Below are 14,471 nucleotides of genomic sequence, written 5' to 3' on the forward strand. Positions count from 1 at the left end.
TAAGCAAAATGCCTTTATAATGGGCGTTTTTCTGCGTCAAGGTAGCTCAGCTGGTTTAGAGCGCTGGTCTCATAAGCCGGAGGTCGGGGGTTCAAGTCCCCCCTTTGACACCATCTCCCCTAATATTTTTTTACATCGTTTTTAAGGATTACCATGCACATTTTATTACTCAATGGAGCTAAGGAATTTGGGCATTCCAAAGGTAGGCTCAATGCCACTCTGCACGCGCATGCGCTAAAAATTTTGCAGGATTTGGGGCATAGCACCACTCAAACCCACATCGATCAAGGCTACATAATTGAAGAGGAGATTGAAAAAATTTTGCAAGCCGATGCACTCATTTGGCAAATGCCCGGCTGGTGGATGGGCGCGCCTTGGGTCGTCAAAAAATACATGGACGAGGTTTTTACCACCGGGCGGGGCAAACTCTTTAAAAACGATGGGCGCACTTTGGACAACCCCACTAAGAATTACGGCACGGGCGGACTTTTGCAGGGCAAAACCTACATGTTTTCACTCACTTGGAACGCGCCCCTAGAGGCATTCACTCAGAAAGAGGAATTTTTTGGAGGCGCGGGCGTGGAGGGGGTGTATTTTCCCCTGCATAAAGCCCATGAGTTTTTGGGTATGCGCGCTTTGCCTAGTTTTATTTGCAATGATGTGAGCAAAAACCCCCAAGTGGAGCAATACCTTAAAAACTACAGCGCACATTTACAAAGGGTGTTTAACACGCTCTAGGTTATATTTGGGGTAAATACTGCTGAATAAAGGCTACCAGCGGGTCTAAAATCTGAGAGATTTCAATGAGTGCCATGTTCATCTCTTGCTCTGTGTCTGTTGTCTGTGGCATGAAAGCTAGATGTTTGCAAGGATCATTGATAGGTTGCCAACGCAGGGGGGCAGCAGAGGCGCGTGCAGGATAGAAAGCACAGGTAGGCACATTGAGCGCAGAGGCTAAATGCAGGGGACCTGTCGCTGCTGAGATGAAAAAATGCACACAAGCTAGAGAGCGCGCAAAATCTACCATGCCCTCGTTTTTATCATACACCACAATATGAGGATGCCCTATTGAATCAGCTAATGCATGCGCATTTTGACTCTCATCAGGTCCTGCGCTTAAAATAATTTGCACATCCAAGCGATCTAAAAGACCTTTGATCAACTCTGTCCACTGCTGAAAGGATAAATTAGGCGAAGAGCCACCCGTGCCTGAGTGCACCACTATCCAAGGTTTAATATTATCCAATCCCCATCTGCGCTTTAACATATCTGCCTGAGTTAGGATTTCTGTTTGCTCAAAACACAAATAGGGGGGACCTTTAGGTTCTACTACCTCAAGATTTTGCAAGTTTAAAAAATAGCGTGCCAAGTCTAAGTTATATTCAAATTCGGGCTTGATAGAGAGAGAACGGCGTTGGCGTAAGCGGTGATTATAAAGGAATTGAATAAGCTTGGTGGCAGGGGCAAGGCGGAAGGGAATATGAGCCTTATAGAGCAAAAAAGCGTTATAAGAGGTGGAAAAAAAGCTAATCACAGCGGGGAATTTTTGGGCTCTAATTTGTTCTAAGGTCTCTTTTTTAGCCTTTTTGGAGGCGTTGCGTCCCGCATCCACGATCACGCCATCTAAATACGGACAGATGCGCGCTAAGGGAGCGGTATAACTAGGCACAAGGGCAATGAGGCGGGTTTTAGGCATGGAAGCCTTGAGCAGAGCAAAAGCTGGCCAAGCTAGGACGAAGTCGCCCAATTTATCGTTACGCACCACTAATAATTTTTCCATGTTAAACCATTGTATTAGGATAGGCTTCACCATCGGCACATGGTGGTTTTTTTGAAGAAGAGGATTTGGCTTGCACTCTGAGCAAATGATTAGCCCCTTTAAATTGCCATACGCAGCCGTAATCTCTAAAGAAAGCGCACAACGCCTTAGCGTCCATGATCGCATCTTCTAACCCGATAAAGACCTCCAAGCGCACCCCCTTAGCGCATAAAAACTCTAACTTTTCAGGGGCATAGTGATAATTGAGTAAGTTTTGCAAATCCTCCAAACTTCCTAAATGCGTGTAGTGCTCTAAATTGGGGTCTTGTGCTAAGAGCGCGCTCCAGCCAATTTTCTCAAAGAAAGCTTGCATGTAAGCTTGGGGGTTTTGCTGGTAGGCTTTAAGTTGTAAATTTTTAAAGGCTTGGCTTTTGTGGGCGAGCATGCAGGGGGCGATTAAGACTAGGCGTTGTACGCGTTTTTCCTGCTTAACTTGCTCATAAGCATACTCTAGCGCACGCGTAGCCCCATAGCTAAAACCAGCCACATCGTAGCGCGTGCATTTTTCTAATATCCAGCCAAAAAGCCAGCTCTCATTGGCAAAGCCAAAACCGCTAAAGTAGGTGCCTACCATCACACAAAGGAATGTAAAATCTCTTGGATTTGGGGCTTACTAAGCTTTTCTTTTTCTAGTAAGATTTTAGCCATCGCCTGCACCTGCATTTTAGAATTGCTTAAAAATTCCTTTTGTTCCTTATACAGCGTGCCTAGCAATGCCTCCATGTCGGAACGATCTCCTATGAATTTGCGCCCCATCGCGTATTCCTCACACATGCGCTTGGCAATTTCAAAGGCGTGCCTAAGATCGTCTTTAGCTAAGGTGTAGTGTTCTTGAAAAAACAACTCTAGGATGATCATCCCACTTAGATACACCTTGATACTATTGTTCATCTCGCTTTGGCTACGCACCTTTTGATCGCTCGCCATTAAAAAATCTCCCATGAGCAAAACCTTATCAAACTCTACTTCTAGCCAGTACGCGCTAAGGGCTTTTGCACTCTGATAGAGCGCGTAGAGGTTTTTTTCCTGCTCACTCAAGGTAATATGTTTTTTTTTGCCAAAGGCGATTTTGTCCTTGACTTCTAAAATATCGCGCATGGTGATGATTTGGGCGTTGCGTCTAAGCGCATTGAGTGCGCTCTCATTGACTAAAGATGCCAGCATCGCCCCACTAAAGCCCACGCAGATTTTAGCCACTTCCTTGCAATCTAAGCTATGTTGCTTGTCTTTGAGATAAGCATCTAAAATCTGTATGCGTTCTTCTAAATCGGGTAAAGAGATAAAAATGCGCCGATCAAAACGCCCACTGCGTAGCAAGGCTTCATCCATCACATCGATTTTATTAGTCGCCCCAATCACAATCACTTGAGAGCTCTCCTCAAAGCCGTCCATCTCGGTTAAAAGCTGGTTGAGCGTCGCTTCTCTCTCATCATTGCGCTGGTGGCCTCTAGCCTTGCCCACTGCGTCAATCTCATCAATAAATACAATGGAGGGGCTGAAGGCTTTCGCCTTAGCAAAGAGTTCGCGCACTCTTTTAGCCCCCACGCCTACATAAATTTGCACAAACGCGCTTCCGCTATGATAAAAAAAAGGCACTTTAGCTTCAGAGGCTAGAGCTTTGGCAATCATCGTCTTGCCCACCCCCGGGGGGCCTACTAAGAGCACGCCTTTAGGCAATTTGATTTTCAAATCTTGGTATTTCTTGGGGTTTTTGAGATAGTCTACGATCTCATAAAGCTCCTCCTTGACCTCCTTAGTGCCCGCGACATCTTCAAAGCGCACGCTAGGCAGAGTGGCGTGCAAGGAGGGCATGGGTGGGCTTTGGGCTTTGAGCGCGCCCTCATAGCTGGTTTGCAAGGGGAGATTTTTCTTTGTCCAAGCAAAGCGCAAGAGCAAGGCAAGCAAGATGAGGAAAAAGAAAATAATCACCATATCTAAGAGCTGTTGGGTGGTGTTTTCTTCCTTGAGAATCTCAATGGGGATATTGCTAGGGAATTGCAATCCCTCTTTCCAGCCCACGCGCGCGGTTTTATAAATTTTAAAATTCACTTTGAGGTAGATGTAGTTATCGTCCATTTTAATGCTTTGGATTTTTTCTGAGTGCAAAAGAGCGTTAAAATCTTGTAGACTCACCAGTTTTACCTGCTCCCTAAAGAACAAGAATACCACTACAACTGCTCCCACCAGCACCCCCAACGCGCCCAAAATGACCTTTTTATTAAAGGGACGCATAGACACTATCTTTTTGTACATGGTAATCCCTCAAGCACACCCACTGCCCGCGTAAATCGCGCGCAGAGGTGATTTTCACTGGGTTAAAAAACTGATCGCTCCCGCAATAATGCCCCTCTTTATAGCTCTCCACCACCACTTCTAGGGAAGTATGGCATGTATGCAAGCGGAAGGCGTGGTTTTTCTCCTGCACACATGCGCTAATTTCTCTTAGGCGGGCTTTGGCGATGTCTCCGCGCACTTGGCAGGACATACTGGCTGAGGGCGTGCCCGCGCGCGCGCTGTAGATAAAAGGATGTAGGTGGGTTAAGGGGAGTTGTTTAAAGTTTTCTAGCGCGCTTTGCCAAATCTCTTCGCTCTCATAAGGGTGTCCGACAATAAAATCTGTACCCAGTGCAAAGCCCTTAGAGGCGATCTTTTCTAAGAGTTGGCGATCACTACGCGTGCGGTTGCGCCGTCGCATGTGCTTAAGCATGACATCATGGCTGTGTTGCAAAGCGATATGTAAATGTTTTTCTAAAATGGGGTGATCAAGCAATTCCAAAAACTCCGCATCAATCTGGCTAGGTTCTAAACTGCCAATGCGCACGCGTTTAATCCCCTCAAGACGCGCAATTTGTTTGATCAAGCGCGCGACATTGCTGCCAAATTCTGCACCATAACTGCCCACATTCGTGCCAGTCAGTACAATCTCTAAGACCCCACTTTGGGCTAAAAGCGCACATTGTTGCAAGATTTGTTCTTCAGGCAGAGAGCGCGATCGCCCCCGCACAGAGGGAATCACGCAATAACTGCATTGGAAATTACAGCCCTCTTGGATTTTTACAAAGGCACGCCTTTTGCCCACAAAGGCGTTTAGCAAGCTAGAATCCACGCCCTTGAGGCCGTCTGCATGAAAAAAGCCCTTTGGTGCATGCAAGAGCGTGTTAATTTGTTCCTTGCGATCATGTCCAAACACACCAAAAACCTGCCCCTCTTGGTAAAGCTGCAAACCCTGCGCGTTCGCCCCACAGCCGGTAAAATAGACCTTTTTGCCCCGTGCATGCATTTTTTTAGCGTAGGCACGCGCGCTGTAATCGGCATCATTAGTAACCGTGCAGGAATTGAGCACAATAATATCCGCCTCTTCCTCTTGCAGGATGGGCTCAAAATCCTTTAAATGCATGCGCATGATTTGGGTGTCATAAAGATTAGTGCGGCATCCAAAGGTTTTAAAGTAAACTTTCTGCTTCATGTGTGTTCCTGTTCTTATTCCCAAAACCATCCCCGCCTTGTACAAATTTAGTCGTGCTATAAGCGATAGTGATGTCGGGTTCTTGTAAAAGTGCTTGGATAATATCACTAGAAATCTTAGATTTGAGCGCGAGAGTGGCGTAAGAATTGGTCTGATACCAAACACTGATTTGAATCCCATCTTTTTGTAAAGACATGAAGACGCGCGGGTTCACGCTCAAATTGCGCAAGGAGTATTTAGTACGCATTTTACCTAATTGCTTGTAGGTCATCTCAGTATATTGCTTGGCATGTGTGTTGGCGATGTTGAGCACAATTTCCATCGCCTTTTTGTGATTGGAGTCAAAAGTGATATAGAAGGTGATTCCATCCCAAACGCTTTTCATACCAAAATGGCTGTAGTTGGCAAAGAGGCTTGTAAAAATGTAGTTATTGGGAATGAAAATAATACGCCCTGCACGGCAATCATTTTCCATATAGCTAGTCAAGGTTACATCTTCTAAGATGGTGATATAGAGCATGGAAATATCCAGCACATCGCCTACATAAGTGTGCCCCTCTTTAGAAACCTTCACACGATCGCCTACATGGACATTCCCTCCTAAAATGATTGTCAGCCAACCCAACAAGCTCATGAACAAATCGCGCATGGCGATGGCTAGCCCCGCGCTGGCAAATCCTAGCACGGTAACCAAATAGGAGACATTCTCCAAATAGGCAAAAAGAAAAATGAGGATAATGATATTAGCGTTGACAAAGTTGATCGCCTTGTTGATCGTGTAGGCACGCTCATTGCTATGCACATATTTATGGCTAATGATTTTTAACACCCATGCTAGAACAATGCTTGCTAAGGCAATCAGCACTACATACAAGAGTTTGAAAAGCTGAGTCTTAATTTGGGTTTGAATGTTCGCACTAGCTTCTTCAATGTCTTTGGCATACAGATCCATGCTGGTTTTTAAAAGTTTTTGCGCTCCTTGCAATTCGATCTTTTTGATCTGTTCTTGGTAAAGTTTTTTGGCAGTACCATTATCCTCTTGCAGAGTTTTTAGACGAGTAAGAACGCCCACTTCTTGTTCTAAAAGTTCTAGGGCCTGCACTAAGAGTTTATGATTGCGTTGCATGGTCGCATATTGTGCCTTGATAGTTTTGATAAAAGAAATTCCTGCCACAATGGCCAGGGGGTTGCTGATAGAGGGGATGACTCCTATTTGGGGTTTTTCAACCAGCTCTTTAAAGGGATTAACTTTGTATTGTTCTAAAAGTTCCTCTTGGTGTTTGAGAGCTTGTAGAGTGTGATTTAGAGTGCTGATTTGTAGGGTGTCGCCCCCTTTTTTATGTCTAAGCACTCTGAGCTGGTGCTGGATACTCTGAATCTCCTCATAAATTTGATCGTAACTCTCCACATTATTAAATTTTTTGAGCCAAATATTATTGCTAATCTCTAGGCGTTTTTCTAGGTGGGTTAATTCTGCTCCAAGTTGAATTGACACTTCTTTGTCAGGTATGCTTGGGGCTTGTGTGCCTAACAACACGCCGATACATAGCCATAAAAGCCACCATCTCATGAAGCAGGCTTGGGGGTGATAAAAATATCCTCAGCCTGCTCAAAGGCCTTGATGATCTCTAGGGCGATTTCAGAATGTAGGCCTAGAGTGTCATACGCGTTCACCAAATAGGAGACATACAAGCGCATGCCCTCTTTTTCAGGCATGAGGGCGATTTTAGGCTCGGCCTCAAGGGTGCGCAAGGCATATTTGGCGCGCATTTTACCTAGCTGTGTGCGTGTGGCTTGGCTAAAGGGTTCAGAGCGACGCGTAGCCACTTCTAGGGCAATGTCTATTGCGCGTTGATAATTGCTTCCAAAGGGTAGTAAAAAATCTAGACTATCCCACACTGCACTCAAACCCAAATGGGTGTAATTAGAAAAGAGTCCGGTAAAAATGTAGTTATTGGGCACAAAAATAATACGCCCCGCGCGCCCGTTGTTCTTGGTATAGGTAGTGAGCGTTACCTCTTCTAAGATCGTTAAATTGAGCATGGAAATATCCAACACATCCCCCACATAGGTGTTTCCATCTTTGGTGATTTTAACCCGATCGCCCACATGCACACTCCCCTTGAGTACGATAGAAAGCCAGCCTAACGCGCTCATAAATACATCGCGCATAGCAATGGCAAAACCTGCGCTCGCAAAGCCTAAAAAAGTGATGAGATAGGAGACATTTTCCAAATAGGCAAAAAGAAAAATGAGGATGATTAGGTTAATATTGACAAAGTTAATCGCCTTATTGATCGTGTAGGCGCGCTCATCTCCAGCTAAGTATTTGTGGCTTAAGCGTTTAAGCAACCACGCCAATAAGACGCTCCCTAGCGCAGTGAGCACCACCCAGCCCAACTTAAAGAGCTGGTCTTTGATCTGGGCTTGAACATTGGCACGCGTAGCTTGGATATCTTTGGCATAACTTTCAATGCTAGCACTCAAAAGATTTTGCGCACTCTGAAACTCAAGGATTTTAACCTGTTCTTGGGAAATTTGCGCGTTCAGTTTGAGCTCAGGGTTTAGAGCATTGAGTTGGTCTAAGATTGCGCGTTTTTCTTGAATCAAAGTTACAGCGCGTTTTAAGCTCTCTTGATTGGTTTGCATGCTCTTATAGCGTGCCTGTAGGGTTTTTAGAAAAGAAAGTCCTCCAATGATAGCAAAAGGGTTAGTAATGGTAGGGATATTGAGAATTGGGGGTTTTTCTACCAGCTCTTTAAAGGGGGGGTTTTTATAAGATTCTAAGAGCTTTTTTTGGTGCTGGAGGCTCTGCAGGCTGTGTTCAAGAGCACTCATGTCCAAACCATGTTCTCCTCTAGCCTTTTGAGTTCTAATCTGCTGTTGGAGACGCTGAATTTGTAAAGAGAGTTTTTGATAATACTCAAAATTCTTAAACTTTTGCACCCAAGTGTTGGGTTCAAGCTGTTTGTCCAAATTCTCTAGCTGGGCTTTGAGCGCACGAGGCTCTGGTTGCGTATACAGCCCCGTACACAACAAACATAAAAAAAGTAGGAGTCTTAAGCCCATATTCTAAGCACCTCATACACCACATTTTTAGGCACATCGTCCACCATCTCAAAACTCCCAATGCCTGTAGGCAGAATAAAGCGCACACCAGCACTATTTTTCTTATCTTGTTGCATGGTGGCATAGAACATATCCATGTTTTTAATTTTATAGGACAAATCCAAACCATAGGCACGCAAAAGAGTCTCTACGCGTGTGTGTGCTGTAGGATCTAAAAGTCCCAATTCTAGCGCAAGGGCGTTTGCCATGCGCATGCCTATGCCCACCGCCTCCCCATGTAAAAGTTGGCTATAGTCCCCCTCTTTTTCAATGGCATGAGCAAAAGTGTGTCCATAGTTGAGTCCCATGCGCAAGCCTTTCTCATGCTCATCTGCTTCCACTACCCGTGCCTTGATTTGCACGCTTTTAAAAATGGCTTCTAGCAGATGCGTTTTAATAGGGTGGGTGTGCAACCATTCAAAATAAGACGCGTCCAAACAAATCGCCTTTTTGATCATCTCGGCTACTCCTGCTTTAAAGGCGCGTGCCTCTAAACTCTTTAAAAAGACAGGATCAATGTAAACCCCTTTGGGCGCGTGGAACGCTCCAATGAGGTTTTTGCCATGCGCGTTGTTGATGCCTGTTTTACCCCCTACACTCGCATCTACTTGGGCTAATAGGGTGGTGGGGACATTGTAAAAGTCAATCCCGCGCTTATAAATCGCACTAGCAAAGCCTACCATATCGCTCACTACACCCCCGCCCAAAGCTATCATGCAGTCTTGCCGCCCCAAGCGCGCCCTAAAACCCGCCTCTAAAATGCTCTCCACGCTCTCCCAGTTTTTAAACGCCTCCCCTACGGGCACAAGGTGGGTGCTAATATGGGTTGCTTCTAAGTGGTCTAAAAAAGAGTTTAAATAAAGTTGTCCCACTTGGGTATCACTCACCACCAAAACCCTACAATCTAGCGTAATCTGGGGCAAATCCCCCAAATGCACAAAATAGCTCCCTTGCCGTGTGGTAATCTCTAGGCACATCATTCCACCACAGGAATAAAGAGCTGGGGGTGGGCATCGCTTAAAAAGGCGATCTTTTCTACCCGTGTAGAGAACATCCAAAAGAGTTTACTTTGGGTGATACAGGATTCAAAGGGCAAGAACTGCATGATCGAGGTTTCTAGCTTTCTTAGAAATAAAATAGGGTTTTTCATAGAGGTGCGAATGATCTTAATCTTACGGCTGTAAATGTGGGAGAGGTGTTTGTAATTGTCAATAACTTCCACCTTGTAACGCTTGTCTGGATCAAAGTCGTATAATAGCATGTCTAAGCTCATTTGTGCGCACACATCAAACATCACAGAGGAGATATCCTCACTTTGTTGCATGCTTTCATTGAGCACCACCATGCCTTTTTTGATATGGGTTAACCCCTTAACATTGGTCTTGAAAACAGGCGTAGCGATGTCAAAAAGGGCTTGGCGGTTCTCTTTATGGGCAAAAATTTCGCGCCCCACCACCACCAAGCCGATCTTTTTTTGACTATCCAAATCCAATTTTTTATGAAAAGTGTTTCCGCTAAAATCTAAGTGAACATGGATATCTCCTTTTTCAATAGTGCGCATTTTGGAGGCATCGATTTTTGGATTGAGGATGTGGATATGCAAAGCTAGACTCTTGAGATTTTCATGCAAAAAAAGAGCCTGCTTAAGATCGCGCTCTATGGCTTGAGGACTTTGTAGGTGCATGTCCACATACAAATAAATATCGCGTCCAAAAGGAACTGGAAACTGCCCCACATTGCTTTTTACCTGCAAATAGACATTGTTGAGTACTTCTGGATTACCCGCCACCAAGAGCTGATCGCGCGGTTGGATGATGGTTGAATGGTTGCTTAAAAAAAACTTGTTCTTGCGATAAATCCCCACAATTTTGTAATCTTTTTGGCGCAATGCCCCGATATGGCGGTAGGCAAAAACGCTTCCAAAGGGTACACCAATTTCCATCACTTCTCCCTGTTCTAAGCCAAACCCTTGCGGCACGCTAGGTACATTGGGGATTTTGGCGATGCATTTATTAGCGATGATCTGGGCATTATCCATTAATAAAAGCTTATCATCTTTGCCCCCTTCCCATTTTGCCCCACTCTTCAAAGTTACTACTAAACGCACTTCTTTATTTTTTTGACGGATGATCTCATAGACGGCCTGTTGCTCTTTGGTATCTCCCATGATGAGAAAAACATCGCTCACCTGCGCGTCTAAGAGGGGATGTAAATGATAGGCTGAAGTGGGATCAAAATGATGCACAGAAAAGGTGCTAGGTAAGCTAGCGGGCAAACAACTAGAATCTTTGGTGATGATAAGATAGAAATTATTGCTAAAATATTTGGTCGCAACCACTTCCATAAATTTTTTGGCAACAATCCCTTCCAAAATGAGTACAACCCTTTTCAAGCACTTCCTATCGTTTTTAGCTATTATATAGCAAAAAAGTTAAGGTCATTGATGGATGTCAGATTAGACGCGCAGGACGCACAAGCGCGTGCCTTAAGCCTTGAGCTAGCGCACGGACGCGTGCAAACCCCGATTTTTATGCCTGTAGGCACACAAGCTAGCGTAAAAAGCTTGGATGCCCAAGATTTACACGCCCTGCGTGCCCCCATAATCCTAGCCAACACTTACCACCTTTATTTGCGCCCCACGCATGAGCTCATCGCCAAATTGGGTGGTTTGCATGGTTTTAGCACTTATAAAGGGAATTTCTTGACCGATAGCGGAGGGTTTCAAGCCTATTCTTTGCGCGCTAACACCAAAGAGCATACAGAGGGGATCGTCTTTAAATCCCATATTGATGGGAGTAGCCACCTCTTTACTCCTGCGAAGGTATTAGACATTCAATACGCCCTCAATAGCGACGTTTGCATGGTTTTAGACGATCTAGTAGGGTTGCCCGCCTCTTATGATCGCCTCTTAAAGGCAGTGCAAAAAACCACTGCTTGGGCGCAACAAAGTTTAGAACACCACACTCGCCATGCGCGCCCCAATCACCATATTTTTGCTATTGTGCAGGGGGGCACACATCTGGCCCTGCGAACCCAGAGCGCGAAAGAACTTAGCGCGCTTAATTTTGATGGCTTTGCCATTGGGGGACTAGCAGTAGGGGAGAGCTCTCAAGAAATGTATGAAACGATTGCACACACTGCCCCCCTTTTGCCCGCACACAAACCCCGCTATTTAATGGGGGTGGGCACGCCTCAAGATTTACTAGAAGCCATTGGCTTAGGGGTGGATATGTTTGATTGTGTCATGCCCACACGCAACGCACGCAATGGCACACTCTTCACCATGCAGGGCAAGATCAGCATAAAAAGCGCGCCCTATAAACAGAGCGATACCCCCCTAGACCCTACCTGCACCTGCCCTACTTGTGCGCATTATTCTAAGGCTTACTTGCACCACCTCTTTAAGGCACGGGAGTTAAGCTATTTTCGCTTGGCAAGCATCCACAATCTGCACTTTTACTTAGAGCTTGCACGCAACGCGCGGGAGGCGATTTTGCAAGGACAATACGCCCGCTATAAAGCGGTCATGCTTGAAAAACTAGGTTAATCTTTTTGGTGGCGTAAAAAGGCGGGCTTGTCTAGATCAATTCCTTGATAAGTTTCTCCATTGCCTGCCAACTTAATATCTTCTAGCGCATTTCTAGACAAACTAAAAGAAGGCTCAGATTTGATCTCTTCTTTAGGGGTGGTGGGTTTTTCAAAACCGGTCGCTACGATAGTAACCCTTACATGATCGGTGGGGGTGTTGGTGGAGGTACATGTTCCAAAGATGATATCTGCGTTTTCGTCAACCATGGACTCTATAATACTCACTGCAGCCGTGATTTCTAGGAGAGGATAATCCGGATGGCACTCAAAGTTAATGAGCATTCCCATCGCGCCATTGATGGACACATTGTCAAAAAGGGGCGAAGCGATAGCATTTTCCACTGCTACCGTAGCAGCGTTCACTCCAGTAGCCTCCCCAATACCCATAAGAGCCAACCCGCGGTGATTCATCACGGTTTTAAGATCGGCAAAGTCTACATTGATATCGTTTTCTCCATAGTTGATAATCATCCCTGAAATTCCATTCACCGCCTTAGCCAACACGCTATCAACATGTATAAAGCTAGCTTTAAGACCGGCATCTTTAGGAACAAAACCTGTCAATTTATCATTGGGGATTACCACAATCGAATCGCTTACGGCTTTGAGTTCTTGTAAACCCACTTCAGCAATCTTAGCCCGCTTGCGTCCTTCAAAATTAAAGGGTTTGGTTACCACAGAAATGGTCAGAGCACCAGCATCTTTAGCAATTTGAGCGATCACAGGGGCAGCCCCTGTACCCGTGCCTCCACCAAGTCCAGCGGCAATAAAGACAATATCTGCCCCGGTTACCATTTCCTTAATGATTTCTACGCATTCTTGGGCAGCTTGTTTGCCTACTTCAGGGCGCATGCCAGCTCCCCTGCCTCCAGTTACCTTCTCTCCCAAACGGATCTTATTCTTGGCATTAGAAGACTTGAGATGTTGTCCATCTGTATTGGCGGCAATAAGAGTGATGTCTTTGTAAGTGCCTGTAGCAATGAGGTGGGCAATTGTATTGCACCCTCCCCCCCCTACACCAATGACCGTAATCTTGGCCCCATTGGTTTCAAAGATTTCTTCTACACCTATGCCCGCTTCATTCACCATTGTCACCCATTATCCTTTAAAACAACTTCGATCCCCACACTTTTAGCCGCTCAAAAAAACCTATTTCCTTAGGCGTGTTGCCATAAGGATACATTATATCTTTTTTCCTCTCTTTTGTGCCTTCTTGGGGCTCAGTATGTTTAAGGTTGGTCAAATCTGTTTCAATATAGTTACGCTCTGGAGTGTAAGTAAAAGTGGGTTGCGCGTTATGACGACTCTCTTTATAGCGGATTGTTTTTTCAGAATCTTTTTCATAATTAGTATGTCCACCCGCGCCATAGAGGATCAACCCAATGGCTACCGCATAGGTAGGGTTTTTAAGTTCCTCAAATAGGCCACTAATTTCTATAGGTTTTGCAATGCGCACGGGTATATTTCCAAAGATAGCCCCGGCGACATTTTGGATTCCTTGCATGTGGGTCATTCCTCCAGTGAGTACTACACCTCGCCCCAAGCTATCCTTAAGCTTGCTACTAATGAGTGCATTATTGAGCAGATTAAAGACCTCTAAAACGCGGGTGTTGATGATCTCGTGTACAAATCTTAGCGGAAAGCGGTTTTTTTTGTTCTCTACCCCAACAGCCGGAACCTCGATCTCTTGATCACTCTCTTCGGCGAGCAAATTCCCATACTCGCGTTTGACAAATTCAGCCGCGCCTAGCGGGGTGTGTAAGCCAATGGCTAGATCGTCTCGAATATGCTCAGAGCCCACAGGCACATAGCCATTAAAGCGCATGGAATTGCCCTCATAAACCATGATGTTACAAGTGCTTCCTCCAATATCAATACATGCCACACCTAAAGTCTTTTCATCCTCGCTCAAGACGGCGATAGAAGCTGCATAGGCACTTAGAACAATGTTTTCAATTTTTACTCCAGCAATTTGGATCACACGGCGCAGATTTTCCAAACTGCTATGTTGCACGGTAACAATATGGGTAAAGACCTCCAAGCGCGATCCGCTCATTCCCATCGGGTCTTCAATGCTGTCTTGGTTATCTAGCTTGAACTGGTAGGGCAAGATATGAATCACCTCATGCCCAGCCGGGATTGAGGCGTTGTGCAAGGCCGTGTCTAGCCCGCGATTGATCTCTTTGAGTGTGATTTCATTATTGGGCACATTGATGATTCCTGAGCTATTCACACTCTGGGTATAAGCCCCTGAAATGGAAACGATCGCCTTTTCTACGAAATCAAGTCCTGCCATGCGTTTGGCATCCTCAATGGCTTTTTTAACAATCTCGCCTGCTTGAGAGATATTGCTCACACTCCCTTTGCGCACCCCCTCGGATTTTTGAGTGCTTGCCCCAATAATTTGAGGTATCCCCTCCTTGAGCTCGGCGATGATGGCGCAAATCTTGCTAGATCCAATATCCACGCCAAGTATGATCGGATTCACAA

General features: G+C 45.4%; 12 protein-coding genes and 1 tRNA gene. 3 read left to right on the forward strand and 10 right to left on the reverse strand.

From position 1 onward, the window contains the following. The first annotated feature begins 35 nt into the window (after window positions 1-35). Together C6H00_RS03425 and C6H00_RS03430 are read left to right on the forward strand one after the other, a co-directional pair. Window positions 36-113, forward strand: a tRNA-Met gene (locus tag C6H00_RS03425). 40 nt (window positions 114-153) lie between these two features. Continuing rightward, the gene (locus tag C6H00_RS03430) at window positions 154-738 is read left to right on the forward strand and encodes an NAD(P)H-dependent oxidoreductase (protein ID WP_104749620.1); all 585 of its coding nucleotides are present in this window, start codon (window positions 154-156) and stop codon (window positions 736-738) included. Window position 739: 1 nt separating this feature from the next. On the opposite strand, the gene C6H00_RS03435 is transcribed toward C6H00_RS03430, so the two are convergent. The 8 genes from C6H00_RS03435 to C6H00_RS03470 are packed head-to-tail and all read right to left on the reverse strand — an operon-like array spanning window position 740 to window position 10,737. Then, complete coding sequence (locus C6H00_RS03435; protein ID WP_104749621.1) at window positions 740-1,780, reverse strand: glycosyltransferase family 9 protein; 1,041 nt, start codon at window positions 1,778-1,780, stop codon at window positions 740-742. Window position 1,781: 1 nt separating this feature from the next. Further along, window positions 1,782-2,393 carry a pimelyl-ACP methyl ester esterase BioV gene (bioV, locus tag C6H00_RS03440; protein ID WP_104749622.1) on the reverse strand — a complete coding sequence of 204 codons (612 nt, stop codon included), beginning with the start codon at window positions 2,391-2,393 and terminating at the stop codon, window positions 1,782-1,784. Beyond that, complete coding sequence (locus tag C6H00_RS03445) at window positions 2,393-4,072, reverse strand: AAA family ATPase (protein WP_233704391.1); 1,680 nt, start codon at window positions 4,070-4,072, stop codon at window positions 2,393-2,395. Before C6H00_RS03445 ends, bioV begins: the two co-directional genes overlap by 1 nt. Next, the gene (gene mtaB, locus C6H00_RS03450; RefSeq protein WP_104749623.1) at window positions 4,038-5,285 is read right to left on the reverse strand and encodes a tRNA (N(6)-L-threonylcarbamoyladenosine(37)-C(2))-methylthiotransferase MtaB; all 1,248 of its coding nucleotides are present in this window, start codon (window positions 5,283-5,285) and stop codon (window positions 4,038-4,040) included. Before mtaB ends, C6H00_RS03445 begins: the two co-directional genes overlap by 35 nt. After that, the gene (locus tag C6H00_RS03455; protein ID WP_104749624.1) at window positions 5,263-6,855 is read right to left on the reverse strand and encodes a mechanosensitive ion channel family protein; all 1,593 of its coding nucleotides are present in this window, start codon (window positions 6,853-6,855) and stop codon (window positions 5,263-5,265) included. Before C6H00_RS03455 ends, mtaB begins: the two co-directional genes overlap by 23 nt. After that, window positions 6,852-8,354: a mechanosensitive ion channel family protein gene (locus C6H00_RS03460; protein ID WP_104749625.1), complete on the reverse strand. Its 1,503-nt coding sequence runs from the start codon at window positions 8,352-8,354 to the stop codon at window positions 6,852-6,854. Before C6H00_RS03460 ends, C6H00_RS03455 begins: the two co-directional genes overlap by 4 nt. Further along, window positions 8,345-9,373 (reverse strand): 3-dehydroquinate synthase, encoded by a 1,029-nt coding sequence (gene aroB / locus C6H00_RS03465; RefSeq protein WP_104749626.1) that lies wholly within the window; start codon window positions 9,371-9,373, stop codon window positions 8,345-8,347. The genes C6H00_RS03460 and aroB overlap by 10 nt, the downstream gene beginning before the upstream one ends. After that, window positions 9,370-10,737, reverse strand: a complete 1,368-nt coding sequence (locus C6H00_RS03470) for a COG3400 family protein (RefSeq protein WP_199769178.1) — start codon at window positions 10,735-10,737, stop codon at window positions 9,370-9,372. Before C6H00_RS03470 ends, aroB begins: the two co-directional genes overlap by 4 nt. A gap of 99 nt (window positions 10,738-10,836) precedes the next feature. Between C6H00_RS03470 and tgt the strand changes: the two genes are divergently transcribed. Next, window positions 10,837-11,940, forward strand: a complete 1,104-nt coding sequence (gene tgt / locus C6H00_RS03475) for a tRNA guanosine(34) transglycosylase Tgt (protein ID WP_104749628.1) — start codon at window positions 10,837-10,839, stop codon at window positions 11,938-11,940. Here the strand turns inward: tgt and ftsZ are convergent. Both ftsZ and ftsA read right to left on the reverse strand, forming a co-directional pair. Then, window positions 11,937-13,070, reverse strand: a complete 1,134-nt coding sequence (gene ftsZ / locus C6H00_RS03480; RefSeq protein WP_104749629.1) for a cell division protein FtsZ — start codon at window positions 13,068-13,070, stop codon at window positions 11,937-11,939. The genes tgt and ftsZ overlap by 4 nt on opposite strands. A gap of 16 nt (window positions 13,071-13,086) precedes the next feature. Continuing rightward, on the reverse strand, window positions 13,087-14,469 hold the full coding sequence (gene ftsA, locus C6H00_RS03485; RefSeq protein WP_104749630.1) for a cell division protein FtsA: 1,383 nt from the start codon (window positions 14,467-14,469) through the stop codon (window positions 13,087-13,089). Window positions 14,470-14,471: the final 2 nt, after the last annotated feature.

The sequence above is a fragment of the Helicobacter cynogastricus genome, assembly GCF_900197855.1.
GTDB classification, from domain to species: domain Bacteria; phylum Campylobacterota; class Campylobacteria; order Campylobacterales; family Helicobacteraceae; genus Helicobacter; species Helicobacter cynogastricus.

Coding starts and splice junctions, on each gene's coding strand:
- ftsZ (WP_104749629.1), bottom strand. CDS start 13,070: ATGGTGAATGAAGCGGGCATAGGTGTAGAAGAAATCTTTGAAACCAAT.
- aroB (WP_104749626.1), bottom strand. CDS start 9,373: ATGATGTGCCTAGAGATTACCACACGGCAAGGGAGCTATTTTGTGCAT.
- C6H00_RS03455 (WP_104749624.1), bottom strand. CDS start 6,855: ATGAGATGGTGGCTTTTATGGCTATGTATCGGCGTGTTGTTAGGCACA.
- bioV (WP_104749622.1), bottom strand. CDS start 2,393: ATGGTAGGCACCTACTTTAGCGGTTTTGGCTTTGCCAATGAGAGCTGG.
- tgt (WP_104749628.1), top strand. CDS start 10,837: ATGGATGTCAGATTAGACGCGCAGGACGCACAAGCGCGTGCCTTAAGC.
- C6H00_RS03460 (WP_104749625.1), bottom strand. CDS start 8,354: ATGGGCTTAAGACTCCTACTTTTTTTATGTTTGTTGTGTACGGGGCTG.
- C6H00_RS03435 (WP_104749621.1), bottom strand. CDS start 1,780: ATGGAAAAATTATTAGTGGTGCGTAACGATAAATTGGGCGACTTCGTC.
- C6H00_RS03430 (WP_104749620.1), top strand. CDS start 154: ATGCACATTTTATTACTCAATGGAGCTAAGGAATTTGGGCATTCCAAA.
- mtaB (WP_104749623.1), bottom strand. CDS start 5,285: ATGAAGCAGAAAGTTTACTTTAAAACCTTTGGATGCCGCACTAATCTT.
- C6H00_RS03445 (WP_233704391.1), bottom strand. CDS start 4,072: ATGTACAAAAAGATAGTGTCTATGCGTCCCTTTAATAAAAAGGTCATT.
- C6H00_RS03470 (WP_199769178.1), bottom strand. CDS start 10,737: ATGGAAGTGGTTGCGACCAAATATTTTAGCAATAATTTCTATCTTATC.